Source organism: Clavibacter sp. MX14-G9D (assembly GCF_032917815.1).
Lineage (GTDB): Bacteria > Actinomycetota > Actinomycetes > Actinomycetales > Microbacteriaceae > Clavibacter > Clavibacter michiganensis_K.
The window spans coordinates 1-26,985 of the sequence record NZ_JAVCVL010000016.1 but is presented as its reverse complement, the minus strand read 5'-3'; the positions used below and the strand labels follow the sequence as shown (position 1 = coordinate 26,985).

At 74.2% G+C, this 26,985-nt stretch carries 26 protein-coding genes; 9 read left to right on the top strand and 17 right to left on the bottom strand.

Annotated elements, in window-relative coordinates:
* The 8 genes from Q6969_RS03280 to Q6969_RS03245 form a co-directional block, all read right to left on the bottom strand.
* Positions 1-426 (bottom strand): FAD-dependent monooxygenase (locus Q6969_RS03280; RefSeq protein WP_317229157.1); only part of this gene is annotated, 426 nt, incomplete at its 3' end.
* Positions 423-1,127: a class I SAM-dependent methyltransferase gene (locus Q6969_RS03275; RefSeq protein WP_317229156.1), complete on the bottom strand. Its 705-nt coding sequence runs from the start codon at positions 1,125-1,127 to the stop codon at positions 423-425. The genes Q6969_RS03275 and Q6969_RS03280, both read right to left, overlap by 4 nt.
* On the bottom strand, positions 1,127-2,368 hold the full coding sequence (locus Q6969_RS03270) for a type III polyketide synthase (RefSeq protein WP_317229158.1): 1,242 nt from the start codon (positions 2,366-2,368) through the stop codon (positions 1,127-1,129). Before Q6969_RS03270 ends, Q6969_RS03275 begins: the two co-directional genes overlap by 1 nt.
* The gene (locus Q6969_RS03265) at positions 2,365-2,847 is read right to left on the bottom strand and encodes a DUF3618 domain-containing protein (RefSeq protein WP_317229155.1); all 483 of its coding nucleotides are present in this window, start codon (positions 2,845-2,847) and stop codon (positions 2,365-2,367) included. The genes Q6969_RS03270 and Q6969_RS03265 overlap by 4 nt, the downstream gene beginning before the upstream one ends.
* Positions 2,848-2,988: 141 nt before the next feature.
* Positions 2,989-3,918 carry an ABC transporter substrate-binding protein gene (locus Q6969_RS03260; protein WP_317229154.1) on the bottom strand — a complete coding sequence of 310 codons (930 nt, stop codon included), beginning with the start codon at positions 3,916-3,918 and terminating at the stop codon, positions 2,989-2,991.
* 13 nt (positions 3,919-3,931) lie between these two features.
* On the bottom strand, positions 3,932-4,657 hold the full coding sequence (locus tag Q6969_RS03255) for an ABC transporter permease (RefSeq protein WP_317229153.1): 726 nt from the start codon (positions 4,655-4,657) through the stop codon (positions 3,932-3,934).
* Entirely contained in the window at positions 4,654-5,349 is a 696-nt protein-coding gene (locus Q6969_RS03250; protein ID WP_317229152.1) for an ABC transporter permease subunit, read from the bottom strand. The genes Q6969_RS03255 and Q6969_RS03250 overlap by 4 nt, the downstream gene beginning before the upstream one ends.
* Positions 5,346-6,251: an ATP-binding cassette domain-containing protein gene (locus Q6969_RS03245; protein ID WP_317229151.1), complete on the bottom strand. Its 906-nt coding sequence runs from the start codon at positions 6,249-6,251 to the stop codon at positions 5,346-5,348. The genes Q6969_RS03250 and Q6969_RS03245 overlap by 4 nt, the downstream gene beginning before the upstream one ends.
* Before the next feature lie 191 nt (positions 6,252-6,442).
* Here Q6969_RS03245 and Q6969_RS03240 point away from each other — a divergent pair, with 191 nt between their 5' ends.
* Complete coding sequence (locus tag Q6969_RS03240; protein WP_317229150.1) at positions 6,443-7,174, top strand: SOS response-associated peptidase family protein; 732 nt, start codon at positions 6,443-6,445, stop codon at positions 7,172-7,174.
* 53 nt (positions 7,175-7,227) lie between these two features.
* Positions 7,228-8,328: a phosphatase domain-containing protein gene (locus Q6969_RS03235; protein ID WP_317229149.1), complete on the top strand. Its 1,101-nt coding sequence runs from the start codon at positions 7,228-7,230 to the stop codon at positions 8,326-8,328.
* Positions 8,329-8,397: 69 nt separating this feature from the next.
* Here Q6969_RS03235 and Q6969_RS03230 read toward each other — a convergent pair whose 3' ends face one another.
* Positions 8,398-9,267, bottom strand: a complete 870-nt coding sequence (locus tag Q6969_RS03230) for an aldo/keto reductase (protein WP_317229148.1) — start codon at positions 9,265-9,267, stop codon at positions 8,398-8,400.
* A gap of 251 nt (positions 9,268-9,518) precedes the next feature.
* Here Q6969_RS03230 and Q6969_RS03225 point away from each other — a divergent pair, with 251 nt between their 5' ends.
* Both Q6969_RS03225 and pnuC read left to right on the top strand, forming a co-directional pair.
* Positions 9,519-9,845: a DUF6504 family protein gene (locus Q6969_RS03225; protein ID WP_258070103.1), complete on the top strand. Its 327-nt coding sequence runs from the start codon at positions 9,519-9,521 to the stop codon at positions 9,843-9,845.
* Between the two features lie 168 nt (positions 9,846-10,013).
* Positions 10,014-10,712 carry a nicotinamide riboside transporter PnuC gene (pnuC, locus tag Q6969_RS03220; RefSeq protein ID WP_317229147.1) on the top strand — a complete coding sequence of 233 codons (699 nt, stop codon included), beginning with the start codon at positions 10,014-10,016 and terminating at the stop codon, positions 10,710-10,712.
* A gap of 22 nt (positions 10,713-10,734) precedes the next feature.
* Here pnuC and Q6969_RS03215 read toward each other — a convergent pair whose 3' ends face one another.
* The 3 genes from Q6969_RS03215 to Q6969_RS03205 form a co-directional block, all read right to left on the bottom strand.
* A complete protein-coding gene (locus Q6969_RS03215; RefSeq protein WP_317229146.1) occupies positions 10,735-11,997 on the bottom strand; it encodes an LCP family protein in 1,263 nt (420 codons plus the stop codon).
* A gap of 105 nt (positions 11,998-12,102) precedes the next feature.
* Complete coding sequence (locus Q6969_RS03210; protein WP_317229145.1) at positions 12,103-12,873, bottom strand: dienelactone hydrolase family protein; 771 nt, start codon at positions 12,871-12,873, stop codon at positions 12,103-12,105.
* A 115-nt stretch (positions 12,874-12,988) separates the two neighbouring features.
* The gene (locus Q6969_RS03205) at positions 12,989-14,356 is read right to left on the bottom strand and encodes a glucose-6-phosphate dehydrogenase (protein WP_317229144.1); all 1,368 of its coding nucleotides are present in this window, start codon (positions 14,354-14,356) and stop codon (positions 12,989-12,991) included.
* A gap of 115 nt (positions 14,357-14,471) precedes the next feature.
* Here Q6969_RS03205 and Q6969_RS03200 point away from each other — a divergent pair, with 115 nt between their 5' ends.
* The 3 genes from Q6969_RS03200 to Q6969_RS03190 are packed head-to-tail and all read left to right on the top strand — an operon-like array spanning position 14,472 to position 19,930.
* Positions 14,472-17,903 (top strand): DNA polymerase III subunit alpha, encoded by a 3,432-nt coding sequence (locus Q6969_RS03200; protein ID WP_317229143.1) that lies wholly within the window; start codon positions 14,472-14,474, stop codon positions 17,901-17,903.
* A gap of 54 nt (positions 17,904-17,957) precedes the next feature.
* On the top strand, positions 17,958-19,001 hold the full coding sequence (locus tag Q6969_RS03195) for an FUSC family protein (RefSeq protein WP_317229142.1): 1,044 nt from the start codon (positions 17,958-17,960) through the stop codon (positions 18,999-19,001).
* Positions 18,998-19,930: an alpha/beta hydrolase gene (locus tag Q6969_RS03190; protein ID WP_317229141.1), complete on the top strand. Its 933-nt coding sequence runs from the start codon at positions 18,998-19,000 to the stop codon at positions 19,928-19,930. Before Q6969_RS03195 ends, Q6969_RS03190 begins: the two co-directional genes overlap by 4 nt.
* Before the next feature lie 98 nt (positions 19,931-20,028).
* Here Q6969_RS03190 and Q6969_RS03185 read toward each other — a convergent pair whose 3' ends face one another.
* A complete protein-coding gene (locus Q6969_RS03185; RefSeq protein WP_317229140.1) occupies positions 20,029-20,595 on the bottom strand; it encodes a YceI family protein in 567 nt (188 codons plus the stop codon).
* Positions 20,596-20,736: 141 nt separating this feature from the next.
* Here Q6969_RS03185 and Q6969_RS03180 point away from each other — a divergent pair, with 141 nt between their 5' ends.
* Entirely contained in the window at positions 20,737-21,756 is a 1,020-nt protein-coding gene (locus Q6969_RS03180) for an NAD(P)H-quinone oxidoreductase (protein ID WP_317229139.1), read from the top strand.
* Here Q6969_RS03180 and Q6969_RS03175 read toward each other — a convergent pair.
* From Q6969_RS03175 to Q6969_RS03160, 4 genes are all read right to left on the bottom strand, one after another.
* On the bottom strand, positions 21,734-22,216 hold the full coding sequence (locus Q6969_RS03175; RefSeq protein WP_317229138.1) for a hypothetical protein: 483 nt from the start codon (positions 22,214-22,216) through the stop codon (positions 21,734-21,736). The two genes, Q6969_RS03180 and Q6969_RS03175, sit on opposite strands and share 23 nt — an antisense overlap.
* A gap of 130 nt (positions 22,217-22,346) precedes the next feature.
* On the bottom strand, positions 22,347-23,813 hold the full coding sequence (locus Q6969_RS03170; RefSeq protein ID WP_317229137.1) for an MFS transporter: 1,467 nt from the start codon (positions 23,811-23,813) through the stop codon (positions 22,347-22,349).
* A 30-nt stretch (positions 23,814-23,843) separates the two neighbouring features.
* Positions 23,844-24,578: an alpha/beta hydrolase gene (locus Q6969_RS03165; protein ID WP_317229136.1), complete on the bottom strand. Its 735-nt coding sequence runs from the start codon at positions 24,576-24,578 to the stop codon at positions 23,844-23,846.
* Positions 24,579-24,642: 64 nt separating this feature from the next.
* A complete protein-coding gene (locus Q6969_RS03160; RefSeq protein ID WP_317229135.1) occupies positions 24,643-25,608 on the bottom strand; it encodes an alpha/beta fold hydrolase in 966 nt (321 codons plus the stop codon).
* A gap of 102 nt (positions 25,609-25,710) precedes the next feature.
* On the opposite strand from Q6969_RS03160, the gene Q6969_RS03155 reads away from it, so the two are divergent.
* On the top strand, positions 25,711-26,832 hold the full coding sequence (locus Q6969_RS03155) for a histidinol-phosphate transaminase (protein ID WP_317229134.1): 1,122 nt from the start codon (positions 25,711-25,713) through the stop codon (positions 26,830-26,832).
* Positions 26,833-26,985 lie beyond the last annotated feature (153 nt).

Here is a 26,985-nt window from a genome sequence, read left to right as displayed (position 1 = left end):
CCGCCCGCCCGGGGCGTCGACGGGGTCGGCGTCGAGGCCCGTGAGCGTCACGCCCCGGTGGACGGCCCCCGGTGCGAGCTCGGCGAGGCGTCGGGCCAGGATCGCCTCGGTGCGCCACTGCGGCAGCGCGGCCACGTACGGATGCGCGGTGGACACCCGGTCGAACGCGACCCGCCCGAGCTCCCGGTCGCGCCCGCGGGCGATCCCGCGCCGGACGAGCACGGCCTCGGCGACCACCTCGTCGGCCACGCCGAGGCGGGCGAACGCGGCGAGCGACGGCGCGTGGATCCCGATGGCGCGCGACAGCGCCACCGGACGCTCCCGCGCCTCCCACACGCGCACGTAGAGCCCGGCCTGCGCGAGAAGCGCCGCGAGGTGGATCCCCACGGGGCCGCCGCCCACGACCAGGACGTCGACGCGGCTCACGGGCGCGCGCGCCCGGCGGCGGGATCGCGCACGAGCAGCACCCGGAAGGGCACGGCGCCCTCGACGCGCCACCCGCGCGGCACGCGCAGGGCCAGCTCCGCGGGGGTCCAGCTGCGGCGGATGGAGCGGAGCCCGTCGACGTGCACGAAGGACCCGCGCGCGACGAGCCGGGACGCGGGGCCGTAGGCCGCGTAGGCGAGACGGCCCCGCGCGATGTCGCTGTGCAGCGCCCTGGGGGCGAGGGCGGCGGAGTCGGCGAGGAGGGCGTCGAGCGCGTCGTCGTCGAGGTGGTGCAGCACGTGGTTGCTCGTCACGAGGTCGAACCGGCGGCCGTCCGCCACGAGGTCCGCGCTCGACGCCGCGACGAAGGTCACATCGGGATCCGCCGGTCGGGCGCGCGCGAACGCGGTCGCCCGGGGGTCCGGGTCGATGCCGGTGACGGTCAGCCGCAGCCCGTCGCGCCGCGCCCACCGCGCGAGCGCGAGCGGCACGTCGCCCCCGCCCGAGCCGATGTCGAGGAGCGCGGTGTCCCGCTCCGCCGACAGCGTCGGGCGGATCCGCGACCGGTACACGCCCCGCCACCCCGCCACCACGCGGTTCACCGACCCGAACCGCGCGTAGGTCCGCGCGAGGGCGTCGGGGTCGCAGTCCGGGTCGTCCATGAGCTCGGTGAGCTCCGCGTCGCGGCGGGAGAGGTCCATCAGGCGGTCCGGCGCGTCATCAGCGCCGTCTCGACCGTGAGGCCGGGGCCGAACGCCATGGCGCACACGCGGCCCGTGCCCGGTCCCTCGACGGGCGCGGCGTCGCGCTCGACGAGCCGCTCCCCCGCGACGCCCGGCACGTCGGCCGGCGGCGTGGCGTGCAGGATCCTCCGCAGCACGAACAGCACCGTGGCGCTCGACATGTTGCCGACCTCGGCGAGCGTCGACCGCGACGGCTCCAGCTGAGCGGGCGTGAGCGACAGCCGGTCCTCGACGCGGTCGAGGATGCTCCGCCCGCCCGGGTGGATCGCCCACCGCTCGATGCCCGCCGGCGCGACGCCGGCCAGCTCGGGGACCTGGGCCCACAGCGGCTCGAGCGCGCCGGTGATGTGGTCGTCGATGATCCGCGGCACGTAGCTGGAGAGGATCATGTCGAAGCCCTGGTCGCCGATGGTCCACGCCATGTCCTCCTCGCCGACGGGCGTGAGGACGGTCTCGAACGCGTCGAGGTCGAGCACGGTGGACCCCACCGGGGCGGTCCGCGCCGTCACGACCACGGCGGCGGCGCCGTCGCCGAACACCGACGACGCGACGATGGTGTCGGCGTCGCCCGAGGAGTGCAGGTGCAGCGAGCACAGCTCGACGCACACGACGAGGACGACGGCGTCCTCGTCGGCGGCGCAGAACTGGGAGGCCATGCGGAGCGCGGGGAAGGCGCCGTAGCAGCCCATGAACCCGAGGTGGAAGCGCTGGGTGGAGGCGCGGAGGCCGAGCCCGCGCACCACGTCGTAGTCGGGACCGGGCGCGTAGAACCCGGTGCAGGACACGGTGACCACGTGGGTGACGTCGTCAGCCTCGATGCCCGCGGCCTCGGCGACGGCGCCGCGCGCCGCCTCGAGCAGCAGCGGGCGCGCCGCGCGGATGTACGCGTCGTTGCGGGCGCCGGTTCCCGGGGTCAGGATCCGGCCGCTCGCGCGGTCGTAGAAGACCGGCGCGGCCGCATCGGCGTCCGCGGGGAGGGACGAGTCGGCCGCGGCACCCTCGGCCATGCCGGGGGCCGTGCCGAGCTCCCGGATCACCGTGCGGCGCGTGGTGATGCCGGACGCCCCGAACGCCGCGGACACCAGCCGGGTGCCCAGGCGCCCGAGCTCCGGCTGGCTGCCGAAGAGGTCCCGCACGCCGTCCTGCGGGAGCACGGTCGGCGGCACCGCCGTGGCGATGGAGCGGATCGAGGCGGTCAGCGTCGGCCGCCGGACACGACGGCGGCGCCCACCGCGAGCACGACGGCGACGGCGCCCGCGCCGATCGACGCGGCGAGGGCGGGGTCCTTGCGGGTGAACTCCCGCGTGCGCCGCGAGACGTCGTCGGCGGTGGAGCGGACGCGCGCGGTGACGTCGTCGGCGGTGGAGCGGACGCGCGCGGTGACGTCGTCGCGGACGGCCCGGGCGCGGCCGGCGGCGTCGGCCTTCAGCTCGGAGGCGCGGGCGGGCACGTCGAGGGCGGTCTCCAGCTCGCGGACGGTGCGGGCGAGCTCGTCGCGTCCGGCCTGGATGTCGCGCTTCAGCTCCTCGGGGCTCCGCTTGGGGGCGGGCGGGATGTTCGCGCCCTCGCCGCGCGGGGCGGACTCGGCGACCGTCTTGTGCTTGCGCACCTCGCGGGCCACGGTCGTCACGGCGCCGAGGACGCTCACCTCGCCGGTCGGGGACTTCTTCTTCGCCATGCGCGGGCTCCTTCGTCGGTCGGACAGCGGTAGGTCCATCATGCTCCGTCCGCCCGGGCGGGCTGCGACGGCGCGAGGGGCCGGCGCTCGCGCGACGGCCCCTCGCGGGTGTCCCGGGCGTCGCCGCCCGGCCGGCTCCCCTTAGAAGAGGGCCTTGTCCTTCAGCCAGTCGGCGGCGATGGCGGCGGGCTCCGCCTTCTCGTCGCCCTGGTTGCGGCGGTTCATCTCGGTGAGGTCCTCGGTGGTCAGCGCGGCCGACACCTCGTCGAGGATCGCCGTGACGTCCGGGTTCATCTTCGCCGTGTTGACGAGCGGCACGACGTTCTGCGCCTTGATGAGGTTCTCCGGGTCCTCCAAGGTGACGAACCCGTTGTCGAGGATCGACGGGGTGGTGGAGTAGATGTTCGCGATCTGCACCTGGCCGTCGAGGAGCGCCTTGACGGTGTTGGGGCCGCCCTGGTCCTCGATGGTGACGAGGGTCGCGTCGATGCCGTAGACGTCGGTGAGGCCGGGGATGCCGTACTCGCGCTCGCCCAGGACGGCGCCGCCGCCGACGTTGATGGCGCCCTTGTCCGCGAGGTCCGCGAGGCTGGTCACGCCGTTCGTCTCGGAGTACTCCTTGGTGACGTTGTAGGAGTCCTTGTCCTCGGCGGGCGACTCGTCGAGCACCTCGAAGCCGTCGGGCAGGGCGTCGCCAAGCGCGGAGTAGACGTCGTCGCTGGACGTGGCCGTGGACTCCGCGTCGTAGGCGGAGAGCAGGTTGCCCGTGTACTCGGGGATGAGGTCGATGGACCCCTCCTCGAGCGCCTTGAGGTACACCTCGCGCTCGCCGATCTGCAGGTTGCGGGTGACCTTCACGTCGTTGGCCTCGAGGGCCTGCGCGTAGATCTCGGCGAGGATGACGTTCTCGCCGAACGCGGCGGAGCCGACGGAGATGGTGTCGCTCGGGGCGGTCGAGGCCGCCTCGCCCGAGGTGTCGAGGGGGTCGCCGGACGCGCAGCCGGCGAGGGCCATCGCGGTGCCCAGCGCGACGGTGCCGACGAGGAGCCGGCGGGAGATGCTGTGGGACATTGCTGTGTTCCTTTCAGGAGGTGGTGCTGACCGCCGGCCTCGACGAGGTCCGGGCGGAGTCGGGGGTGCGTCCGGCGGCGGCGACGACGCCCCGCGGGATCACGAGGCGCTGCACGACGGCGAAGACGCCGTCGACCACGAGCGCGAGGGCGGTGACGAGGATCGCGCCGCTGAGCATGAGCGGGAAGTTCCGCGTCGTGAGGCCGGTGAAGATGTACGGCCCGAGGCCGCCGAGGCCGAGGTAGGCCCCGAGCGTGACGGTGCTGATGACCTGCAGGGTCGACGCCCGGAACCCGCTGATGATGAGCGGCAGCGCGAGCGGGATCTCGACGCGGCCGAGGATCTGCCACTCGGTGAGCCCCACCGCGCGCGCCGCGTCGATCGTGGCCCGGTCGACGGCGAGCACGCCGGCGTAGACGCCCGCCAGGAGCGGCGGGATGCCGAGGATCGCGAAGGTGACGATGGGCCCGGTGAGCCCGATCCCGAAGTACAGCCCGAGGAGGACGAGCACGCCGAGCGTCGGCAGGGCGCGGAGACCGCCGGACAGGCCCACCGCGACGTTCCGGCCGCGGCCGGTGTGCCCGATGTAGAGCCCCGCTGGGACGGCGACCACGGAGGCCAGCGCGATGGCGAGGAACGTGTACCAGAGGTGGTCGCGGAGCCCGAGGGCGTAGCCGCCCGTCCCGGTCCACCGGGAGGGGTCGAGGAGGAGCTGGAAGGCCTCGGCGAACTGGTTCACAGGGAGCTCCCTCGGGCCACGAGCGCGCGGCGGCGGGCGCGGCGCCCGCGCGGGGTGGAGGCGACGGACGACCACGGCATCAGGAGCCGGCCGGCCAGGAGCAGCAGCAGGTCGAACGCCAGCGCGATGAGCAGGATGCCGACCACGCCGGTGAGGATCTCCGTGTAGAACGAGCGGCGGTACCCGTTGAGGATGATCGTCCCCAGGCTCTGGATGCCGGTCAGCGCGCCGACGGTCACCATGCTCACCGTGCTGACGGAGATGACCCGGAGCCCCGCGAGGAGCACGGGCCCCGCCAGCGGCAGCTCCACGCGCCAGAAGCGGGCCCAGCCGGAGTACCCCATGGCCGTGGCGGACTGCTTGACGTCCTCGGGGACGGCCGCCAGCGCGTCCGACGTGATGCGCACGAGGAGCGCGAGGGCGTAGACGGTGAGCGCGACGACGACGTTCCGGGGGTCGATGATCGTCGTGCCGATGATGGCCGGGATGGCGATGAGCAGCGGCAGCGACGGGATCGTGTACAGGATGCCGCCGAGCGTGAGCAGCGGCCCGCGGACCGGCCGGTAGCGGTTCGCCAGCCAGCCGATCGGGAGCGAGAGCAGGAGCCCGATGAGGATGGGCGGTGCGGCCAGCGCGATGTGCGCGACGGCCAGGTCGAGCACCGTCTGGATGTTCGTGAGGACCCAGTTCACGCGGGTCCCGCACCCTGCGCCGGAGCACCGGGGGCGTGCGCGGCCCCCGCCTCGGTAGCGGCGGATGCGGACGCCCGGGCGGTGCGCTCCGCGTCGTCGAGCACGCCGACCAGCCGGCCGTCGCGATCCACGAGCACCCGGCCCGTGCCGGTGTCCTCGAGGTGGAGCGCGCGCTTGCCCTTGTCGGCGCCCACGAAGTCGCGCACGAAGTCGTTCGCGGGGTTCGAGAGGATCTCCTGCGGCGTGCCCTGCTGGGCGATGCGGCCGCCCTTCTCGAGGATCACGACCTGGTCGCCGAGCAGGAACGCCTCGTCGATGTCGTGCGTCACGAAGACGACGGTCTTGTCGAGCTGCGTGCGCAGTCGGATGAGCTCCTGCTGCAGGTCGTCGCGCACGAGCGGGTCGACGGCGCCGAACGGCTCGTCCATGAGCAGGATGTTCGGGTCGACCGCGAGGCCGCGGGCGACGCCCACGCGCTGCTGCTGGCCGCCGGAGAGCTGCGACGGGTAGCGGTCGGCCATCGAGCGGTCGAGGCCCACCGTGTCCATGAGCGCGAGGGCGTCCTCGCGGGCCTTCCGCTTGTCGACGCCCGTGAGGCGCGGGACGGTCGCGATGTTGTCGACGACCTTGCGGTGCGGCAGCAGGCCGGAGTTCTGCATGACGTAGCCGATGCTGCGCCGCAGCTTCACGGCGTCCTGCGTGGCGATGTCCGTGCCGTCGATCTCGATGCGGCCGGACGAGGGGTCGACCATCCGGTTGATCATGCGCATGAGGGTGGTCTTGCCGCAGCCGGAGGAGCCGACGAGGACCGTGGTGGTCTGCGAGGGGACGACGAGGCTGAAGTCCTCGATCGCGAGCGTGCCGTCCGGGTACTGCTTGCGGACGTGGTGGAACTCGATCATGGGTGGCTCATTCCTCGTAGGCACTACGAATCGACACTTGCCAGGCACACCAGGGAACCACGTCGCCCGCAGATCGTTCGTACCCGCACGATGGATGACGCCACTTCGTAACATCTGGGCCCTTCTGCGGATAGTGCGCGGGAGGGCGCCCGCGCACGGCGGCGTCGGGCGTCTCGGCCAGGATGGAGGGCATGACGCGCATCCTCGCCCGGGCCACCGACACCGCCGACCTCGTGGACCTGCTCGACGTCGACCACGCCGGCGCGGACGTCCCCGCCCCGTCCTGGCGCATCGCGCCCGGACAGCGCGTGGCGGTCGTCGTCGACACGCTCCCGCGCCGCGCGGAGGGCGACACGGAGGACCAGGTGCCCGTCCGACGCCTGGAGTCCGCGCGCCTCGGGCTCGTCCCCGCGGGATCCCCGGGCCCGGACCAGGGCCCGCCGCTCGCCGAGGTGCCCGCGGAGTCGCTCGCGTCCCGCCCGGAGCTGCTGCAGGCACTCGTGTCGCGGCGCGCGGCCGTCCCCGTCTCGGGCTACTACGAGTGGCACGAGACGGACGACGGCCTCCGCACCCCGTACCTCGTCGGGGCCGGCGACGGCGTGGTCCTGCTGGCCGCGCTGTACGAGTGGTGGCGGGACCCGGCGCGGGCCGCCGACGACCCGGCCCGCTGGGTCCTCAGCTGCGCGGTCCTCACCCGCCCGTCGGCCGGCACGGTGGAGGCTCTCGCCGAGCGCATGCCCGTCGTGCTGTCGCCCGACGTGGTCGAGGAGTGGCTCGACCCCACGGCCGAGGGGACGCCCGACCTGCTGCGCGCCGTCGCCGCCCAGGCGGAGGACGTGGTCGAGGAGCTCGCCATGGACGAGGTGGGCCCCGGGATCGACCAGGGCGCGCCCGACACCGCCGAGCTCGCCCGGCCGGTGTGAGGCCCGCGCCGGGCGCGGCGTCCGGCGTCTGCCCGGTCTGGTTGACTGAGGCCGTGGCCCCCTCCTCGAAGAAGAAGAAGAAGCACGCGACCCGCACGCTCCTCGAGTCGCCGGCCGCCGCACCCGTGCTGCACCGCGCGGCGCGCATCGAGGACCGCATCCACGAGATCCGGGAGGGGCGGGCCCGCAAGCGCGGCCTGCACCCGACCGTCATCCCCTACGCGGGGTACGGATCCGTGCGCTGGGTGCGCGTGCTCTGCCGCGTCCTCCTCACCGACCCGAAGAGCAAGCGCGCCCTGGCCGGCGACAAGGTCGTCCGCGGCTGGCGCAGCTTCACGAGCGTGCCGCTCACCGACGTCGACGTCGTGGTGGAGATCGACGGCACCGAGCACCACGTCCGGGCGGACCGCGGCGGGGTCGTCGACACCGTCGTGGAGGCGAGCCTGACGAGCGGATGGCACACCATCCGCATCCGGTCGGAGGGGTCGGAGACCGTCGAGGCGCCCGTGTTCATCGTGGGCGACGACGTGCGCACCGGGATCCTCAGCGACATCGACGACACGGTCATGGTCACGGCGCTCCCCCGGCCGTTCCTCGCCGCCTGGAACACCTTCGTCCTCGACGAGCACGCGCGTACGCCCACGCCCGGCATGGCCGTGCTCTACGAGCGGCTGCGGGTGCGGCATGCCGGCGCGCCCGTGCTCTACCTGTCCACCGGCGCGTGGAACGTGGCGCCCACCCTCACCCGGTTCCTGTCGCGGAACCTGTACCCGCCGGGCCCGATCCTCCTCACCGACTGGGGTCCCACCGTCGACCGGTGGTTCCGCAGCGGCATGGAGCACAAGCGGCTCAACCTGGAGCGGCTCGCCGAGGAGTTCCCGCGCGTGCGATGGATCCTCGCCGGCGACGACGGCCAGCACGACGAGCTCCTGTACGGCGAGATGACGGAACGGCACCCCGACAACGTCAAGGTCGTGCTCATCCGCCAGCTCAGCGCCGGCGAGGCCGTCCTCGCGGGCGGCCGCGCCAAGGCGGAGCGCCGCGCGCTCGACAGCTCCGTGCCGTGGGTCTACGCCCCGGACGGCGCGAGCCTCCTCGCGCAGCTGGACGACCTGGGCCTCGCCGACGACTCGGGGACGCGCATCGGGTCGTAGCCGCGCTACCGGACGCACGAGGGCCCCGCAGGACGCGTCCTGCGGGGCCCTCGTGCGTGCGCGGGGGGATCAGACGGCGTCGGTGAGCGCCTGGAACTCGTCGTCCGTGAGCTCGATGCCCGCGGCGGCGATGTTGTCCTCGACGTGCGCGACCGACTTCGTGCCGGGGATGGGCAGCATGACGGGCGAGCGGCGGAGGAGCCACGCGAGCGCGAGCTGCGACGGGGTGGCGTCGTGCTGCTGCGCGAGCGCGTCGAGCGGGCCGCCGTCCTTCGCGAGCTCGCCGGTCGCGAGCGGGAACCACGGGATGAACACGATGCCCTCGGCCTCGGCGTAGTCGAGCAGCGGCTCGGCGTCGCGCTTCGCGAGGTTGAAGAGGTTCTGCACGGACACGATCTCGGCGATCTCGCGGGCAGCCCTCACGTCGTCCACCTGGACCTCGGACAGGCCGATGTGGCGGATCTTGCCCTCGGTCTGCAGCTCCTTCAGCACGCCGATCTGGTCGGCGAGCGGGACGGCCGGGTCGATGCGGTGCAGCTGGTACAGGTCGATCCGCTCGAGCCCCAGGTGGCGGAGGCTCAGCTCGGCCTGCTGGCGCAGGTACTCGGGACGGCCGACGGGACGCCAGTCGCCCGGGCCGGGACGCGTGAGCCCGCCCTTGGTGGCGACGACCACGTCGTCCGCGTAGGGGTGGAGCGCCTCCTTGAGGAGCTCCTCGGCGACGAACGGGCCGTAGGAGTCGGCGGTGTCGAAGAACGTGACGCCCAGCTCGGCGGCGCGGCGGATGACGCGGACGGCCTCCTGCGGGTCGGCGGGGGCGCCCCAGACGCCGTCGCCCGTGAGCTGCATGGTGCCGTAGCCCAGCCGGACGACGGGCAGGTCGCCGCCGATGGAGAACGTGCCGGAGGCGCCGGCGGGGCGCGTGGTGGTGTCGGTCATGTGGACCCTCCTCGGGTGTCGACGACGAGGCCGGCGTCTGCCGTCCTCGGGACTCCAGGGCCAACGCGCGCGTCCGCCGATCCATGCCCGGGGGACGGGATGCGCACCCGACCCTCAGCCTCCGGTCGAGGGTGAGGTGGATCCGCCGCTCCCCCTCCCGGATGTCGGCGCCCGTTCCTACACTCGCAGAAGAGGTTCGAACACCCGTTCGAACGACGAGGCGCGGCCGGCGCGACGACGGGAGGAGCGGCATGATGCGGATCGACGAGGACGTGGAGGTCGAGCTCTCGGGGGACGGGTCGCCGCTGCGGTTCACCTGGCGGGGCGTGGTCTACGGGGTGGTCAGCTCCCCCGAGCGGTGGATCGCGCGGGTCGACTGGTGGCAGCGCACGGGGCGCGCGCCCCGCGGCGCGAGCGCCCACCTGCTGGAGATGCGGATGTGGCGCGTCGAGGCCGTGCCGCTCACCACCGGGGCGCGCCGGGTGGACGGCTCGTTCGACCTGAGCGTCGACGCGCGCGGCAGGTGGTCCCTCGTGACGGCGTCGGACGACGAGCTCGACACGCGGCTGTTCGCCTGACCGCGCAGCCGCGCGCGGGGCCGGGCGCCGGCCGCGGGACGTCGCACGGCGACGCACGGCGGTCCTCGGGGAATAGCACGGCGCGCCCGCGCCTTCACCCCTGCGGCGCCGCACGCGGCGCTCCCCGCACGCGATCACCCGGACCGCGGCGCACGGAGGAGGACTCGCATGGCGGCACTCGAGTGGCTGTTCGACGCGCAGCTCCGCATCGGCGACCAGACGGTGCTCTGGCGCGAGATCGTCGGCAACCTCTTCGGCCTCGCCAGCGCGCTCGGCGGCATGCGCCGGAAGGTCTGGGCGTGGCCCGTCGGCATCGTCGGCAACGTGCTGCTGTTCACCGTGTTCCTCGGCGCCGTCTTCGGCACGCCGAACCCCGTCAACCTGCTCGGCCAGGCCGGACGCCAGGTCATGTTCATCGCCGTCTCCGTCTACGGCTGGCACCGCTGGCGCCAGGCCCGGCACGGCGGCGCGCCGGTCGTCCCGCAGTGGGCCTCGGGCCGGCAGCGGGTCCTGCTGGTGGTGGCCCTCGTGGGCGGGACCGCGATCCTCACGCCCGTCTTCCGCGCCCTCGGCTCCTACGAGCCCGTCTGGGCCGACGCCTGGATCTTCGTCGGCTCGCTCCTCGCCACGTACGGCATGGCCAAGGGCTGGGTCGAGTTCTGGCTGATCTGGGTGGCCGTCGACCTCGTGGGCGTGCCGCTGCTCGTGAGCGCGGGCTACTACGCCTCCGCCTTCATGTACGTCTTCTACGGCGCCTTCACGCTCGTGGGCTTCTTCGTCTGGATGCGGGCGCGCGGCGGCGACGCCCCCGCGGTGGAGACCGCCTTCCCGGATCCGCGCGTCGTCGAGGCGCCGACCGACCGGTAGGCCGGGATCGCGCGGCCGCGGATCAGCCCTGGCCGTTGGAGCAGGTGTTCTGCGCCGCGGTCTGCCCGGTGATGCTCGCGTCGAGGACCTCCGAGGTGGAGGACGGCGTCGGCGTCGGCGTCGAGCCGTCCGTCGGGGGCTCCTCCGTCGCGGGCGGCGTGGTCGCGCCGTCGGCGGGGACGCTGCCGGACTCGTCGGACGGCGCGGCCTGGCCGAGGGAGAAGTCCGCGTCCGAGGCGAGCAGGCTCACCAGCTGCGCGGCGGCCGCCTCGTCGGGCTGCACGCGGCCGTTGGCGAGCACCGTGCCCGGGTACTGCAGGAACACGACGTCGTCGAGCGGGATGTCCTTGAAGGTGAGCGCCACCGAGACGAGCGTGTCGAGGTCCGCGAGCGAGGTGGAGAGCTGCATGTTGTCGACCACGGCGCGCGCGATGCCGTAGAGCTTCGCGGGGTTCGTCAGCGTGTCCGTGCTCTTGATGGTCCGCACGAGCGCGCTGAGGAACACCTGCTGGTTGCCGATCCGCGAGATGTCGCTGCCGTCGCCCACGCCGTAGCGGGTGCGGAGGAACTGCACGGCGTCCTTGCCCTTGAGGCTGTGGAGGCCCGGGTCCAGCGACAGGTCGGTCTTGGGGTCGTAGATGCCGTTGGCCACGCACACCTCGACGCCGCCCACGGCGTTGGACATCTCGACCACGCCGTTGAACTGCACGACGCCGCCGTACGGGATGTCGAGGCCCGTGAGGCCCTCGACCATGCGCACGGTGCAGTCGAAGCCGCCGCGGGACAGCGACTCGTTCAGCTGCGCGCGCGTGGAGGCCGCGTACTGGGTGCCGTCGGGACCCTCGCAGGCGGGGATCGGGACGAGCATGTCGCGCGGGAACGAGACGACCGTGGCGCGGGTGCTGTCCTCGCTGATGTGGAGCAGCATCGTCACGTCGTTGAGCGTCGCCGTGCCCACGTCCGCCGCCGCGCCGTACCCGTCGCCCTGGCCCTCGCGGCTGTCGCTGCCGACGATGAGGATGTTCGCGCCGCCGTCGATGCCGCCGAGCGACGGCGGGAGGGACTGCCCGCCGGAGATGTCGACCTGGTTCGCGGCGACGGTGCGGGAGAGGTCCCAGGCCGCGATGGCGACGACGGAGACCGTCGCGACGAGCGAGACCGCGGCGACCGCGGCGACGGCCTTCGCCACCGCGCGTCCGGCGCTCGGGGCGCGCAGTCGTCCGTGGCGGGCGATGCCGCTGACGCGGGCCCGATCGGCGCGGGTCCTCTGGGGGGCATGCTGCATGGTGGGTCTCTCGTCGCCGGGCGGGGAGGCTCGGGCGTGGCCGCCCGGATCCCCACAGGGTAACCGAGGCCGGTGGAGCGTCTCCTCGGCACGCGGCCGGATGCGCTAGGAGCCTGCCGCACCCGCCGGGGCGCCGTCCCGGTGGCCGGCGCGGAGGTGCGCGTCGAGGAAAGCGTCGATGCGGCGCCACGCGTCCGCCGCGGAGGCGGGCTCGGGTCCCATCCCGACGGCCCGCAGCACGGGACGCAGCGCGCGCGGACCCGTCTCGGCGTCGTTGAGGAACGCGTGACCGGCGTCCGGGTACTCGCGCACGTCGTGCGGGATCCCGTGCACGGCGAGGGCGGCCTCGAGCCGGTCGGCGGATCCCGCCAGCTGCCGGTCGCGCCCGCCGTAGCTGGCGACGATCGGGCAGGCGCCGTCGAGCACGCCGTCGAGGTCCTCCGGGAGCATGCCGTAGTTGACGCTCGACGCGTCGAAGCCGCGGGAGGCCGCCGCGAGGGCGAAGCCGCCGCCCATGCAGAAGCCGATGACGCCCACGCGGCCGGTGCAGTCGGACCGGCCGACGAGCAGCCGGCGGGCGGACTCGACGTCGACGAAGGCGCGCCCCTCCCCCGCCGCGAGCGTGCGGAACGTGGATGCCAGGCAGCGGCGCGCGCCGCCGGCGGAGAAGAGGTCGGGCATGAGCGCGAGGAACCCGGCCTCCGCCAGGCGCTCGGCCTGGCGGCGCATGACGGCGGTCACGCCGAACGCCTCGTGCACGACCACGACCGCCGGCCACGGCCCCTCGCCCTCGGGCACGGCGAGCACGCCGTGGAGGCCCGGGGACGCCCCGGGGCCGGCGGCGGGCAGCGGGATCTCGGTGAGCGTCACGGGCATGCCCTCACGCTAGGGCGCGACCGGGCCGCAGCCCCGGCGGGGCCACGACCCCCAGCGAGCCGTCAGGCGACCCCGGCCGCCTCGTCCCGCGCGGGTCCGCGCGGGTCCGCGCCGGTCAGCGCCAGGCGGTCGGGCCCACGGAGCCGGCGCGGTACTCGGCCATGGGCACGCGGTCGCCCTTCCAGGCGCGCATGACGGGCGCGACGATGCGCCAGCAGCGCTCGGCCACGTCGCCGCGGACCGACAGGCGCGGATCGCCCGCGAGGATGCCGTCGAGCACCTCGCCGTACGGCGTGAGCTCCGGCTGCGCGAACTGCGTGCGGAACGTGGCCTGGGTGAGCGTGAAGGGCTCCCCCGTGCCGTCCATGGTGACCTCGAGCGAGATGCTGTCGGGCTTCAGGTCGATGACGAGCCGGTCGGGCCGGGCGGACCCGTGGAGCCCCCGGGGCAGGTGCGCCACGGGCTTGAACGTGACGACGATGCGCTTGGACGACTCCTTGAGGGCCTTGCCGGAGCGCAGGCGGAAGGGGACGCCGGCCCAGCGCGCGTTCGCGATGCCGAAGGTGACCTCGGCGAGCGTCTCCGTCTGGTTCGCGGGATCCACCCCCTCCTCCTTGGCGTACGCGGGGACCTTGGCGCCCTCGACCGAGCCCGCGGTGTAGCGGGCGCGGCGGCTGTGGGCCACGGGGTCGCCGTCCCATACCTCCGTGGCGCGGAGGACCGAGGCGATGTTCGAGCGCAGGTCGTCCGGGTCGATGCTGGCGGGCGGCTCCATGGCGAACACCGCGAGCACCTGCAGCAGGTGGCTCTGGATCATGTCGACGAGCGCGCCCGACTTGTCGTAGTACGCGGCGCGGCCCTCGAGCGCCAGGGTCTCGTCGTAGAGGATCTCGACCTTCTCGATGTCGCGCGCGCTCCACACCGACTCGAAGAACCGGTTGGCGAAGCGCAGCGAGACGAGGTTGAGCACGGTGGAGAGGCCGAGGAAGTGGTCGGTGCGGTGGATGCGGTCCTCCGGCACGAGCTTCAGCAGCTGTCGGTTCAGCTGGGCCGCGCTCCGGCTGTTCGACCCGAACGGCTTCTCGAGCGCCAGCGTCGTGCCCTCCGGCAGGTCGATCCTCTCCAGCTGCTCGCACACCTTGATGGAGATGGCCGGCGGGAGCGCGAAGTACAGGGCGGGGGCACCCTCGCACGCCTCCAGGATGCGCTTCAGGTCGTCGAGGTCGGTGGGGTCGGCCTGGACGTACCTGGTGGACGAGACGATGCCCGCCGCCCGGCGCCCCGTGGCGTCCACGGAGTCGAACGCGGCCTTGACCGTGCCCGTCCACTCCTCCGGCGTCCGCTCGCTCCGGCCGGTGCCGATGAGCTGGATGCGGCGCCCCCGATCGCTCGCCACGAGGCTGCCGAGACCCGGCAGGAGGAGGCGTTCCGTGAGGTCGCCGCTGGCGCCGAGGATGACGAGGGTGGAGGGTTCGCTGGTCATCCTCCGAGACTACGGGTCGCGACCGCGCGGGAGCCGACCTAGACTGGGCGAGTCGAACATCCGTTCGAACGCCGCGTCCGGGGAGGACGCGAGGGGACACCGCCGGGAGGTGCGCGTGAGCTTCACCCACCTGCACGTCGCGTCCGCCTTCTCCGCCCACTTCGGCACCACGGCGCCCGAGGCGCTGGTCGACCGGGTCGCCGAGCGCGGCGCGTCGGCCGCGGCCGTCACCGACCGGGACGGGCTCTACGGGGCCGTCCGCCACATCCGTCGCTCCATCGCGGCCGGCGTCTCCCCCGTGGTCGGCGCGGAGCTCGGCCTCACGGGCGAGCACCCGGGCCGCGTCACCGTGCTCGCCCACGGCGGCGTCCAGGGGCAGGGCTGGGCGGCGCTCAGCCGTCTCATCAGCGCGAGCCACGGACGCGGGACGGCGCGGAGCACCGCCCGCAGCGCGCAGGCGGGGATCCCGCGCACCCGTCCGCCCGCGTTCCTCCTCGGCGAGGACGGGCCCGTCGGCACGGTCATGCTGGGGCCGGACTCCGACGTCGGCCGCGCCGTCGCGGCGGGCGACCACGCGCTCGCGTCCCGCCACCTGGCCGAGTGGTCGCGGCTCCTGCCCGGCGCGGTCGTCGTCGAGGTGGTGTGCCACTACACGGAGCCCGGCGAGTCCGCGAGCCTCCGCCACGCCGCGCGGATGATGGAGCTCGCCGAGGCCCACCGCGTCCCCGCGGTGCTCACCAACGCCGTCCGCTACCTGGAGCCCGACGACGCCCTCACGGGCGACGTGCTCGACGCCGCGGGCACGCTCCGGCCGCTCGGATCGTTCCGCCTCCAGCCCAACGGCCAGGCGTGGCTCAAGCCGCCGGCCGAGATGCAGGGCATCGCGCGGGAGATCGCGGGCGCGTCGTCGCTCGACCGGCGGGCGGGCGAGGCGCTCCTGCGCGCCACCGAGGAGCTCGCCGACCGCTGCCGCCTCGACCCGGACTCGGACCTCGCCTGGCGGAAGCCGAAGCTCCCGGAGAAGTCGGTCATCGGCGTCACGGGCGACCCGGACGAGGCGCTCTGGCGGAAGGCGGAGGCGGGCGTCACCGAGCGGTTCGGGCACGTCGACGAGTCGATGCGGCAGCGCGTGCTCGCCCGCATGCGCACCGAGCTGCAGACCATCACGGGCTTCGGCTTCGCCACCTACTTCCTCACCGTCGCCGACGTGTGCTCCCTCATGCGCGACATGGGCGTGCGCAACCAGGCCCGAGGATCCGGCGCCGGCAGCCTCGTCAACTACCTCCTGCGCATCTCCAACGTCGACCCGCTCGAGCACGACCTCCTCTTCGAGCGCTTCCTCGGCAAGGTGCGCTCGACGCTGCCCGACATCGACATCGACGTGGAGTCCGCCCGGCGGCACGAGGTGTACCACCGGGTGTTCGAGAGGTACGGCAGCAACCGGGTCACGCTGCTGTCGATGCAGAACACCTACCGGGCGCGCGGCGCCGCGCGCGACGCGGGGCTCGCGCTCGACCTCGACGAGCAGCAGATCGACTTCATCGCCAAGAACATCTGGCGCTTCAACGCGCGGGAGTTCCGCGAGGTGCTCGAGACGAAGCCGGAGCTCAAGCCCATCGCCGACCTCGTGCGCGACGACCCGAGCATCGACCTGCTGGTCGACCTCACGGAGCGGCTCGACCGCCTCCCCCGGCACATCTCCATGCACCCGTGCGGCGTGATCCTCGGCGACTCCGACCTCCTCAGCACGAGCCCCGTGCAGCCGAGCGGCATGGGCCTGCCCATGAGCCAGTTCGACAAGGACGACATCGACGACATGGGGCTCCTGAAGCTCGACATCCTGGGCGTCCGGATGCAGAGCACGATGGCCTACGCGCTGGAGGAGATCCACCGCGTCCACGGCACGCGCTCGGCCGTCGCGGGCGGCGTCCCGGTGGACGCGCGCTACGTGCACCGCGACGGGCGCATCGAGCTCGACGAGATCCCGCACGACGACGAGGAGACGTTCCAGGCCATCCGCACCACCCACACGCTCGGGATGTTCCAGATCGAGTCGCCCGGGCAGCGGGAGCTCATCGGCAAGATGCAGCCCGACGTGTACGAGGACCTCATCGCCGACATCTCGCTGTTCCGGCCGGGTCCCATGAAGGGCAACATGGTCGCGCCGTTCCTCGACACGAAGCACGGCATCACCCGGCCCGACTACCTCCACCCCCGGTTCGCGCCGTTCCTCGCGCCCACCTTCGGCGTGGTCATCTACCACGAGCAGGTCATCCGGATCTTCGCGGACTGCATGCAGGTCTCCCTCGCCGAGGCCGACGAGCTCCGCCGCAACATGGAGCGGCAGGACACCGTGGTCGAGGCCGCCTTCCGGGAGCGCACGGCCCGGCACGTGGACGGGCGCACGGGAGTGCGCCCGTTCTCGGACGCCGACGTCGATCGCATCTGGAAGGCGCTGAAGGGCTTCGGGTCGTTCGGGTTCTGCAAGGCGCACGGCGCGGCCTTCGCGCTGCCCACCTGGCAGAGCGCGTGGCTGAAGACCCACTACCCGGCCGAGTTCCTCGCGGGGATCCTCACCCACGACCCCGGCATGTACCCCAAGCGCCTGCTCCTCACCGAGGCCCGGCGCATGGGGGTGCCCGTGCTGCCGCTCGACGTGAACCTGTCGCGGGGCGTCTACCGCGTGGAGCGCGTGGAGGGCGAGGCGACCACGGGACGCACGCGGATCGGCGAGCTGGGGATCCGGCTGTCGCTGCAGGACGTGCACGGCATGAGCGCGGCCGAGATGGAGCGCATCGAGCGGGGGCAGCCGTACGACTCCATCACCGACTTCTACGCGAAGGCGCAGCCGTCGCGCGCGCTCCTCGAGCGGCTGGCGGCGGTGGGCGCGCTCGACTCGCTCGCGACGTCCGCCGACGACCTCGCCGCCCGCGGGCCGGCGTCCCGCGGCGACGTCATGGCGTTCGTCCGGCGGCTCACGGCGCGCGCGGCGCGGCCCGCGGATCCGGCGGGGCAGCTGCCGCTGTTCGTCGACGACCGCGACCTCATCCCGCGCGGCTCGCCCGACCCGGACGGCCGCGAGCGGGTCGTGGCCGAGCTCGACATCCTGCAGATGGAGGTCACCGAGCACGTGCTGGAGAGCTACCGGCCGATGCTCGACGAGCTCGGGGTCGTCCCGGCGGGCGACCTGCTGGGGATGCGCAGCGGATCCGAGGTGGTCGTCGCGGGGATCCGCATCGCCACCCAGACCCCGCCCATGCGCAGCGGCAAGCGCGTGGTGTTCATCAGCCTCGACGACGGCACCGGCTGCTCCGACTCCACCTTCTTCGACGAGGCGCAGCAGAGGGCGGGGCCCATGCTGTTCGGCACGCGCCTGCTCGTGATCCGGGGGCGCACGCGGCGCACGGGCGAGCGCGGCGTCTCCATCCAGGCGGAGGACGCGTGGGACCTGAAGGAGATGTGGGCGCGCTGGCAGGACGCCCGTCGGCAGCGCGCGGCCGCGGGCGGCGGCGACGGCGTCGAGGGCGATGAGGCCCGGGTCGCCTGACCGGTCCCGCTCCGGGATGATGGAGGCACCCGAGACCGCCGCCGGAGGCCGCACGTGCGCATCACCACGACCGTCCGCACCACCACGCGGATCCCGTTCGTCCAGGTGGTCAAGACCTCGGTCGCCGCGGTCATCGCGTGGTTCGTCTGCATCGCCCTGCTGCCCGCGCAGCTGCCCATCTTCGCGACCATCGCCGCGCTGCTGGTCGTGCAGCCGAGCATCAACCAGACCTTCGGGAAGGCGGTCGAGCGCAGCCTCGGCGTCATCACCGGGGTGGTGCTCGCGCTGGTCCTCGGCCTCGCGTTCGGCACCTCGAGCGGGGTGGTGCTCGCCGCGGTCGTCGTGGCGGTGCTCGTGGGATGGGTCTTCCGGCTGACGCCCGGGTCGAGCACGCAGATCCCGATCAGCGCCATGCTCGTGCTCGCGATCGGCCAGCTCTCGCCGGTCTACGCGGTCGACCGCATCGTGGAGACGATCCTCGGCGCCGCCATCGGCGTCGTCGTCAACCTCGCGATCGCGCCGCCCGTGCTGCACGAGGCGAGCCGACGCGCCGTGGTGGGCCTCGCGGGCGACTGCGCTGCCGCCCTCGACCGCCTGGCCGGCGCGCTGGCGGAGCCCGTCGACCGGGAGGAGCTGCACCGCATGCTGGTCGTCGCCCGCGAGCTGCGGCCGCGGCACACGCAGGCCGTCGCCGAGGTCGACCGGGGGCTCGAGAGCCTGACGCTCAACCCGCTCCGACGGCGGCACCGGACGCTCCTGGAGGCCGACCGGGAGCTGCTCGCGACGCTCACCGTGCTGGTGAACCGGATCGTCGGCATGACCCGCGCCGTGCACGACCGCTACGACCCGTCCCTCGCCGAGGAGCCGGTGGTGCGCGGCATCGCGACCGAGCTCACGCGGGCCGCCCACGACGTCCGACTCCTGGCCGAGCACGCCGTCCCCGTCGAGGGCGGGGCCGGCGCGCCCCCGCACGAGGAGCCGGCCCTCACCGCGCCCCTCGTGGTGCTGCAGCCGAGCGAGGAGCACTGGATCCTCATCGGCTCGCTCCTGGAGGACATCCGCCGCATCCGCTCGGAGATCATCGGCGGAGCGGAGTGACGCGGGCGCTCCCCGGCTACAGCCCGCTCGAGCTCGACCCGGATCCCCGCGCGTCGGGCCTGGTGCCGGGCACCACGCCGACGGGCCTCGGCACCGTGCGCCACCACCACGCGGAGCGCCGCCGCTCCGACACGGCGACCGTGATGCTGCACGGCGCCGCCGGGTCCTGGACCACGTGGACGCCCCTGCTCCGCACCGCCCGGGAGGCGGGCGCGCCCTTCTCGGACGTGGTGGCGATCGACCTGCCGGGCTGGGGCGGCTCCGAGCTCGACGCGACGGACGAGGAGGCCACCGTCGACGCCATCGTCGACGCCGTCCGCGCGGTGGTCGACGGCCTCGGCTACGCGCGCTGGCGCCTCGTCGGGCACTCGATGGGCGGCTTCATCGCCCTGCACCTGGCGGCCCGGGAACCGGGTCGCGCGGTCTCCGTGGAGCTCGTCTCCCCCACCACGTACTCGGTCATCGAGAGCGTCGCGCATCCCGTCCGCGCGTTCCGCGTCATCCCCGGCTTCACGATGATGCTCGGCGTGATGCGCACGATGCGCCGCCTCGGGCGCCCGGGCACGGCGCTCATCCGCGGGGTCGGCCGCGTCCGGCTCATGCGGCCCGTCGCCCTGCCGCTCTTCGCGCACGGCTGGCGCGTGCACGCCTCCGTCGTCGCGGCCATCGCGACCGAGGCCCGCCCGCGCGCGTTCTCCCTCGCCGCGGAGGTCACGCGCGGCTACGACGCCGACGGGCTCTGGGCGCGCATCGCCTGCCCGGTCGTCGCCGTGCGCGGCGACGACGACGTCTTCGTCTACCCGGCCGACCTCGGGCTCCTCGCGCGCGCGATCCCCGCGCTCCGGTCCTCCGTCGTCCCGGACGCCGGGCACTTCGCGCACGTCGAGCGCCCCGCCGAGACGCTGCGCGCGCTCGGCCGCCTCGGCTGAGCCGGGCCGCGGGCACGACGACGCCCCCTGGCCCGGAGGACAGGGGGCGTCGGATCCGCGGAGCGCGGACGGGGCGGGGCCGGGGCCCCGCGGGGTGGCTAGGCCGCGGGGGTCGCGAGGACCGCCTGGATGTCCAGCGTGATGGTGACCTTCTCGCCGAGCAGCACGCCGCCGGTCTCGAGGGCCGCGTTGTAGGTGAGGCCGAAGTCCTCGCGGTTGACGACCGTGGTCGCCGTCGCGCCGAACTTCGTGTTGCCGTACGCGTCCTTGCCGAAGCCGCCGAACTCGACGTCGAAGGTGACGGGCTTGGTGACGCCGCGCATCGTGAAGTCGCCGTCGATCTTCGCGTCGCCGTCCGCATCCACGCGCACGGCGGTGGAGACGAAGTCGATGGTGGGGTTGTTCTCGGCGTCGAAGAAGTCGTTGGTGCGGAGGTGCTGGTCGCGGTTCGGCTCGTTGGTGTCGATCGAGACGATGGTCGCGTGGGCCTTCACCGAGCTCTGCTCGGGGGTGGCGCCGGTGACGATCTCGGCGTCGAAGTCCTTGAACGTGCCCTTGACCTTGCTGATCATGATGTGGCGGATGCTGAACCCGACCGAGCTGTGGGTCTTGTCGATGGTCCAGGTGCCGGCGATGTATCCGGGGACGGTGGTGGTGTCGCTCATGTTCGTGCCTCTCGTACGGGGTCATGGGTCGGGCCGACGGCCTCGAGGGTATGCAAGCGCATGGACACGTGATCCATTCCCGATTCATTTGCGAGTTCACGTACTTTTCGGGCGGCGTCGTCCGGCGCGTACCGTGGCGGGATGCGCGCGATCACCTTCCCCGCCCCCGGCGGCCCCGACGTCCTCTCCCTCACCGAGCTCCCCGACCCGGTCGCCGGGCCCGGCGAGGTCCTGATCCGCGTGGCCGCCGCGGGCGTCAACCGCGCCGACCTCAGCCAGCGCGAGGGCGCGTACCCGCCGCCCGCGGGCGCGCCGACGCACCTCGGCCTCGAGGTGTCGGGCACCGTGGACGCCGTGGGCGCGGGCGCGACGCGCTGGGGCGTCGGCGACCGCGTGTGCGCCCTCCTCGCGGGCGGCGGGTACGCGGAGCTCGTCGCCGTCGACGAGCGCCACGTCCTGCCGGTGCCCGACGGGCTCGACCTCGTGGAGGCGGCCGGCCTGCCCGAGGTGGTGGCGACCGTGTGGTCGAACGTCGTGCTCGACGCCCGGCTGCAGCCGGGCGAGACCCTCCTCGTCCACGGCGGGTCGAGCGGCATCGGCACCATGGCGATCCAGCTGGCGACGCGCCTCGGCGCCCGCGTGGCCGTGACCGCCGGCAGCCCGGCGAAGCTCGAGGCGTGCCGCGCGCTCGGCGCCGGCATCCTAATCGACTACCGCCAGGAGGACTTCGTCGCGGCGCTCCTCGCGGCGACCGACGGGCACGGCGCCGACGTCGTGCTCGACGCGATCGGCGGCGACTACGTCGACCGCGACATCCGGGCGCTCGCCCGCGACGGGCGGATCATGGTGATCGGCGCGCAGAGCGGGGCCCCGACGAGCATCGCGATCGGACAGTTGATGGCGCGTCGCGGGCGCGTCTGGGGCACGACGCTCCGCGCCCGGGACGCCGACGACAAGGCGCGGATCATCGACGCGATCCGCGCGGACGTGTGGCCGGCGGTCGCCGACGGCTCCGTGCGCCCGGTCGTCGACCGGGTCTACCCGCTCGCCGACGCGGCGGACGCCCACGCCCGCGTGGCGTCCTCGGCGCACGTCGGGAAGGTGCTGCTCGCGGTCCCGGCCGCCGACGCCGCGCTCGTCAGCGGTGGTACTCCGTCATGACGGGCTCCTGCCGGGGGTAGTCGATGGAGGGCACGGCGCGGTAGATCACGTTGGTCGCCATCCCCTCGCACGGGTCGACGGGGACCTCGAGGTGCGGGACCCGCGGGCTCCGGTGCGTGGGCTCCCGCAGCTCCTCGCCCACGTGCTCGCAGGTCTCCATCCGCCAGAAGCCGGAGGCCAGGCCCCTGCCCTCCTGCATGGCGCGCTGGATGAAGGCGTCCTTCGCCGCGCAGGTGGTGCTCCCCTCCTTCCGCACCTTCACGACGTACGCCTCGGTGACCGCGCCGTTCGGCATGATCCGGTAGCCTCCGCAGACGCGGTACCCCGCCTGCGCCGCGGCGGGCGCCGCGGGGACGAGCGCGGCCGTCACCGGCAGCACGGCGAGGACCAGCGCGAGGCCGAGGGCGCGACCGGTCCGCCGGGCGGGGGCGGTGATCGGGATGGTGCGCGGTGCGGGCATGGTCGTCCTGTCGGGTGGCGGGGCGGTCGGGCGGCGGGGCTCCGACGGCACCGACCGGGGCGGTCGATGCGCGGGCGCCCGGACATCCTGGCGGTACCGGACCCCGGCGCGCGGCGGTTCTCCCCACCGCTCAGGCGGCTCCGCCCGAGGGCTCCCGTCCGGCCACGGGCTCCGCGGGGGTCCCGGCCCCGCGCCGGGAGCGGATCCCGACGAGCGAGACCAGCCCGCCCGCGATGAGCAGCGCCGCGGTGACGAGCACGACCCGGTGGAAGGCGGCGACGTCGAGCACGGGGCCGGCGACGACGCCGATGGCGGCGATGGCGACGAGGCCGGCCACGCGGCTGACGGCGTTGTTGACGGCCGACGCGATGCCGGCCTGCGCCGACGGCACGGCCTCGAGGATCGTCGCCGTGAGCGGGGCGACCGTCATCGACAGGCCCAGGCCGAACACGAGGATGCCGGGGAGCAGCTGCCCCTGGTAGTCGACGGGCTCGTCGACGCGGAGCATGAGCAGGTAGCCCGCTCCCGCCACGATCGGCCCGACGCCCATGAGGAGGCGCGGCCCGATGCGTCCCGCCAGCGCGCCGAAGCGCGTCGACAGCAGCAGCATGATCACCGTCGTGGGCACCAGCGCGAAGCCGGCGGACGTGGCCGAGAGGCCGCCGGTCTGCTGGAGGAACACGGCGATGACGAAGCCGCCGAGCGACAGCGCCCCGTAGATGCCGACCGTCGCGATGTTGCCGACGAGGAAGTCCCGCTCGCGGAAGAGGGAGAGCGGCAGCATCGGGTGCGGGGTCCGCCGCTCCCGCACGACGAAGAGCACCAGGCACGCGACCCCGACGACGAGGCTCCCCACCACGAGCGGATGCCCGAGGCCCAGCCGCGACTGCTCGATGAGCGCGAAGACCGGGCCCCCGATGCCGAGGGCGCCGAGCACCGCGCCCGGCGCGTCCACGCGGGTGCCGTCCGCGACCGGGGCATCGTGCGGCAGCCGGGCCAGGAGGACCAGGGTCACGGCGATGGGCAGCACGTTGATCCCGAAGACGAGCCGCCAGTCGAGCGCGTCCACCAGCACGCCGCCGAGGACGGGGCCGACCAGCATGGCGGTGCCCGTCCACGCCGTCCACGAGCCGATGGCGCGCGCCTGCGCCGGGCCCCGGAAGGCCTGCGCGATGAGCGCCAGCGAGCTCGGCACGAGGAGGGCCCCGGCCGCACCCTGGGCGGCGCGCGCCGCGATGAGGATCTCCGCCGTCGGGGCGACCGCGCAGACGAGGGACGTCACGCCGAAGCCGACGAGTCCCCAGCGGAGCACCCGCACGCGGCCGAAGGCGTCCGACAGGGAGCCGGCGAGGAGGATCAGGGCCCCGAGCGTGATGAGGTACGCGTCCACCACCCACTGCTGCACGACGAGTCCGCCGCCGAGGTCGTCGCCGATGGCGGGGAGCGCGACGTTCACGACGGTGCCGTCGAGGAACGCGACGAAGGAGGCGAGGACCGCCACCACCAGCACGGTGCGCCCGCGGCCGTCCGCCGGGTCCCCGGACCTCCCCTCCGCCGGGCCGTCGGGACGGGCGGACGGGGCGGCGGCACGGGGCATGCGCTCAGTATGCGCCGTGGCGGTGCCGGGTCAGGAGGGCGGGTCGCCCGCGGATCCCGCGCGGTCGATCGCGGCCTCCACGCGCCGCAGCACGTCCTCGTCGCCCATGATCCGGAAGTGGCCGGACGCCGCGACGCGCTCGTCGACGGCGCCCTGGAGCGCGCTCCCGCCGGGGATGTGCGGGTCGAACCGCGCGAAGACGCTCGTGATGCGCGCGTTGACCTCGCGCGAGCGGCCGAGCTCCACGAGCGCGGCGTTCCGCGGCGAGAAGTCGCGGATGCTGCGGACCGGGAACAGGCGCGCGTAGGAGGAGCCGAGGAACGGCGCGTTGATCGCCACCATCGCCCGGATCCGCCGGTCGGGGTCCCCGAACGCCATCAGGTGCTTGCCGATGAGCCCGCCCTTGCTGTGCGCGACGATCACGACGTCGTGGATGTCCTCGGCCTCGAGGTAGGCGCGGGCGCGCCGCGACATCTCCGCGACCCGACCCGTGTTCGCGCCCAGCGCGCCGACGACGTGCACGCCGTGGCCGCGCGCGTGCAGCCGGCGGATGATCGGCAGCATGAACTGCCAGCGCTCGTAGACGCCCGGCAGCACGAGGATCGTCGGCCGGTCGTCACGGCCGTCCTCGAACGCGTGCGCGTCGTCGCGCGACAGGGTCGCCGCGACCTGCCAGCGGAGGACGTAGGCGTAGTCGAGCGCCCAGTCCCACGCCTTCCGGAGCGCCGACAGCGGGGCGGGGGCGCCGGGTCCGTCGGGGGTCACCGCTCCATCCTGCCCGGGGCGCATCGGGGTGGGCGGGTCGGTCGCGCTCCGCGGACCGGCCGGGTCATCCGACGCGGGCATGCTCGACGATGGCCCGGGCGACGCCCACGGGATCCGTGAACATGACGACATGCGGTCCGTTCGCGACCTGCAGGCTGCCGCGCGGGATCGCGGAGGCGAGGGCGCGCGCGAAGGAGCGGTCGACGACGGCGTCGCGGTGCCCGACGATCACGAGGGTGCGGGCGCGGATGCGGCCGGCGCGCTCCTCGACGCGGTCGCCGATGAGGTGCGGCAGCTGCCGGAGGTAGTAGCGGATGCCGCAGCGCAGGAAGTAGTCGCCGAGCACCACCGCGTTCGACAGCAGCGGCTCCCGCAGGGTGTCGTGCGCGAGGGCGAGCCCGGCGCGGACGACGCCGCGCTTGCGGGGGTCGAGCGTCGGCGCGATGAGCACGATGCGGTCGGCGATCCCCGGCTGGTCGACGGCGAGCCGGGCGACGATCTGCGACCCCATCGAGTGGCCCACGACCACGGGGTCGACGAGGCCGTGCATGCGCACCACCTCCGCGACGACGGCCGCGTGGTCGGCGAGCGTCACGTCGCGCCGGACGCGCGGCGACTCGCCGTAGCCGGGCAGGTCGACGGCGTACACGTCGCCGTGCTCGGCGAGGAGGGCGGCGACCGGGTGGAAGTAGCGGGACGAGACGCCGATCCCGTGGACGAGGACGAAGGACGGGCGGGGCGGCGCGGTGCCGGCGCTCCCCACGCTCCCCGCGCTCCCCGCGGGCCCCGCCGACCCGACGCCCGCCGGGGCGGACGACCGGGTGCGCCCGGCGTTGGCGCCCGGGGAGCGGAACACCTTGATCGCGACGCGGAAGCCGAGCACCGTCCGGCGCTCGAGGTCGTGGTCCACGGGGATGGCCCGGGACCCGTAGCGACGGGAGAGGAGGAGCCAGCGCGGCGGCGACGACTCGGTGCGGTGCACGTCCCCCGGTCGCCGGACGCGGGTGAGCCGGGAGATGGGGGAGCGCATCCTCAGCACCCTAGCGGGGCGCCGCCGGGGGTCCGCCGTGGCCGCGACCGCGCGCGCCCGGGCGATGGGAGGATGGACACCCGCCCACCCCGAGGAGACCCGATGAGCCCCGACTGGTCGAGGACCACCCTCGCCGACCTGCCCCTCCGCGACGGCCTCCGCGGCGAGGAGCCGTACGGCGCCCCGCAGCTCGACGTGCCCGTGCTCCTCAACGTCAACGAGAACCCGTACCCGCTGCCGGACGAGGTGGCCCGCGCCATCAGCCAGGCGGTGCTCGAGGCCGCCGGCGGCCTCAACCGCTACCCGGACCGCGAGTTCCTCGAGCTCCGCACCGAGCTCGCCGACTACCTCACCGCCGACAGCGGGCTCCCGCTCGGGCCGGAGAACGTGTGGGCGGCCAACGGGTCCAACGAGGTCCTGCAGCAGGTCCTCCAGGCGTTCGGCGGGACCGACCGCGTCGCGCTCTCCTTCGCGCCGCACTACGCGATGTACCCCGAGTACGCGCGCAACACCCTGACGACGTGGGTGTCGGGCCGCCGCCAGGAGGACTTCACGCTCGACCTGGCGGACGTGACCGCGCTCGTGGAGCAGCACCGGCCCGCCGTCGTCTTCCTCACCTCGCCCAACAACCCCACTGGCACGGCGCTCACCACGCGCGAGATCGAGCACGTCCTGTCGGTGGCGCCGGGCGTGGTCGTGATCGACGAGGCCTACGCCGAGTTCCGGCGCGCGGGCGTGCCCACGGCGGTCTCGCTGCTGCCGGACCACCCGCGGCTCATCGTGTCGCGCACCATGAGCAAGGCGTTCGCGTTCGCGGGCGGGCGGCTCGGGTACCTGGCGGCGTCGCCCGCCGTGGTCGACGCGCTCCGCATCGTCCGCCTGCCCTACCACCTCTCGCGCATCACGCAGGTGAGCGCGACGGCGGCCCTCCGCCACAGTGGCGTGCTCCTGGCGCAGGTCGCGTCGCTCCGCGCGGAGCGGGACGCCCTCGTCGACTGGCTCCGCGGACGCGGCTTCGAGGTCGCGCCGTCGGATGCCAACTTCGTGCTCTTCGGGCGCTTCCCCGACCGCCACGCGGTCTGGCAGGGCCTGCTCGACCGCGGCGTGCTGATCCGCGAGACCGGACCGGAGGGGTGGCTGCGCGTCTCGGTCGGCACGCCCGAGGAGACGGCGGCGTTCCGCGACGCGCTCGACGACGTGCTCGGGACGCCGCGCGACGCCTGACTGGTCGACCGCGGGACCTCGGCATCGCGGCGACGGCTGCCGGGCCGCGGCCGCTCCCCCGTCAGGGCCGGAAGCGGATCCCGGTCGCGTCCTCGGCGGCGGCCCACAGCTGCTCCGCCACCGCGGCCGAGCGCGCATGCTGCGCGACGAAGG

Coding starts and splice junctions, on each gene's coding strand:
- Q6969_RS03275 (WP_317229156.1), bottom strand. CDS start 1,127: ATGGACCTCTCCCGCCGCGACGCGGAGCTCACCGAGCTCATGGACGAC.
- Q6969_RS03265 (WP_317229155.1), bottom strand. CDS start 2,847: ATGGCGAAGAAGAAGTCCCCGACCGGCGAGGTGAGCGTCCTCGGCGCC.
- Q6969_RS03260 (WP_317229154.1), bottom strand. CDS start 3,918: ATGTCCCACAGCATCTCCCGCCGGCTCCTCGTCGGCACCGTCGCGCTG.
- Q6969_RS03245 (WP_317229151.1), bottom strand. CDS start 6,251: ATGATCGAGTTCCACCACGTCCGCAAGCAGTACCCGGACGGCACGCTC.
- Q6969_RS03240 (WP_317229150.1), top strand. CDS start 6,443: ATGACGCGCATCCTCGCCCGGGCCACCGACACCGCCGACCTCGTGGAC.
- Q6969_RS03230 (WP_317229148.1), bottom strand. CDS start 9,267: ATGACCGACACCACCACGCGCCCCGCCGGCGCCTCCGGCACGTTCTCC.
- Q6969_RS03225 (WP_258070103.1), top strand. CDS start 9,519: ATGATGCGGATCGACGAGGACGTGGAGGTCGAGCTCTCGGGGGACGGG.
- pnuC (WP_317229147.1), top strand. CDS start 10,014: ATGGCGGCACTCGAGTGGCTGTTCGACGCGCAGCTCCGCATCGGCGAC.
- Q6969_RS03215 (WP_317229146.1), bottom strand. CDS start 11,997: ATGCAGCATGCCCCCCAGAGGACCCGCGCCGATCGGGCCCGCGTCAGC.
- Q6969_RS03210 (WP_317229145.1), bottom strand. CDS start 12,873: ATGCCCGTGACGCTCACCGAGATCCCGCTGCCCGCCGCCGGCCCCGGG.
- Q6969_RS03205 (WP_317229144.1), bottom strand. CDS start 14,356: ATGACCAGCGAACCCTCCACCCTCGTCATCCTCGGCGCCAGCGGCGAC.
- Q6969_RS03185 (WP_317229140.1), bottom strand. CDS start 20,595: ATGAGCGACACCACCACCGTCCCCGGATACATCGCCGGCACCTGGACC.
- Q6969_RS03180 (WP_317229139.1), top strand. CDS start 20,737: ATGCGCGCGATCACCTTCCCCGCCCCCGGCGGCCCCGACGTCCTCTCC.
- Q6969_RS03175 (WP_317229138.1), bottom strand. CDS start 22,216: ATGCCCGCACCGCGCACCATCCCGATCACCGCCCCCGCCCGGCGGACC.
- Q6969_RS03170 (WP_317229137.1), bottom strand. CDS start 23,813: ATGCCCCGTGCCGCCGCCCCGTCCGCCCGTCCCGACGGCCCGGCGGAG.
- Q6969_RS03160 (WP_317229135.1), bottom strand. CDS start 25,608: ATGCGCTCCCCCATCTCCCGGCTCACCCGCGTCCGGCGACCGGGGGAC.
- Q6969_RS03155 (WP_317229134.1), top strand. CDS start 25,711: ATGAGCCCCGACTGGTCGAGGACCACCCTCGCCGACCTGCCCCTCCGC.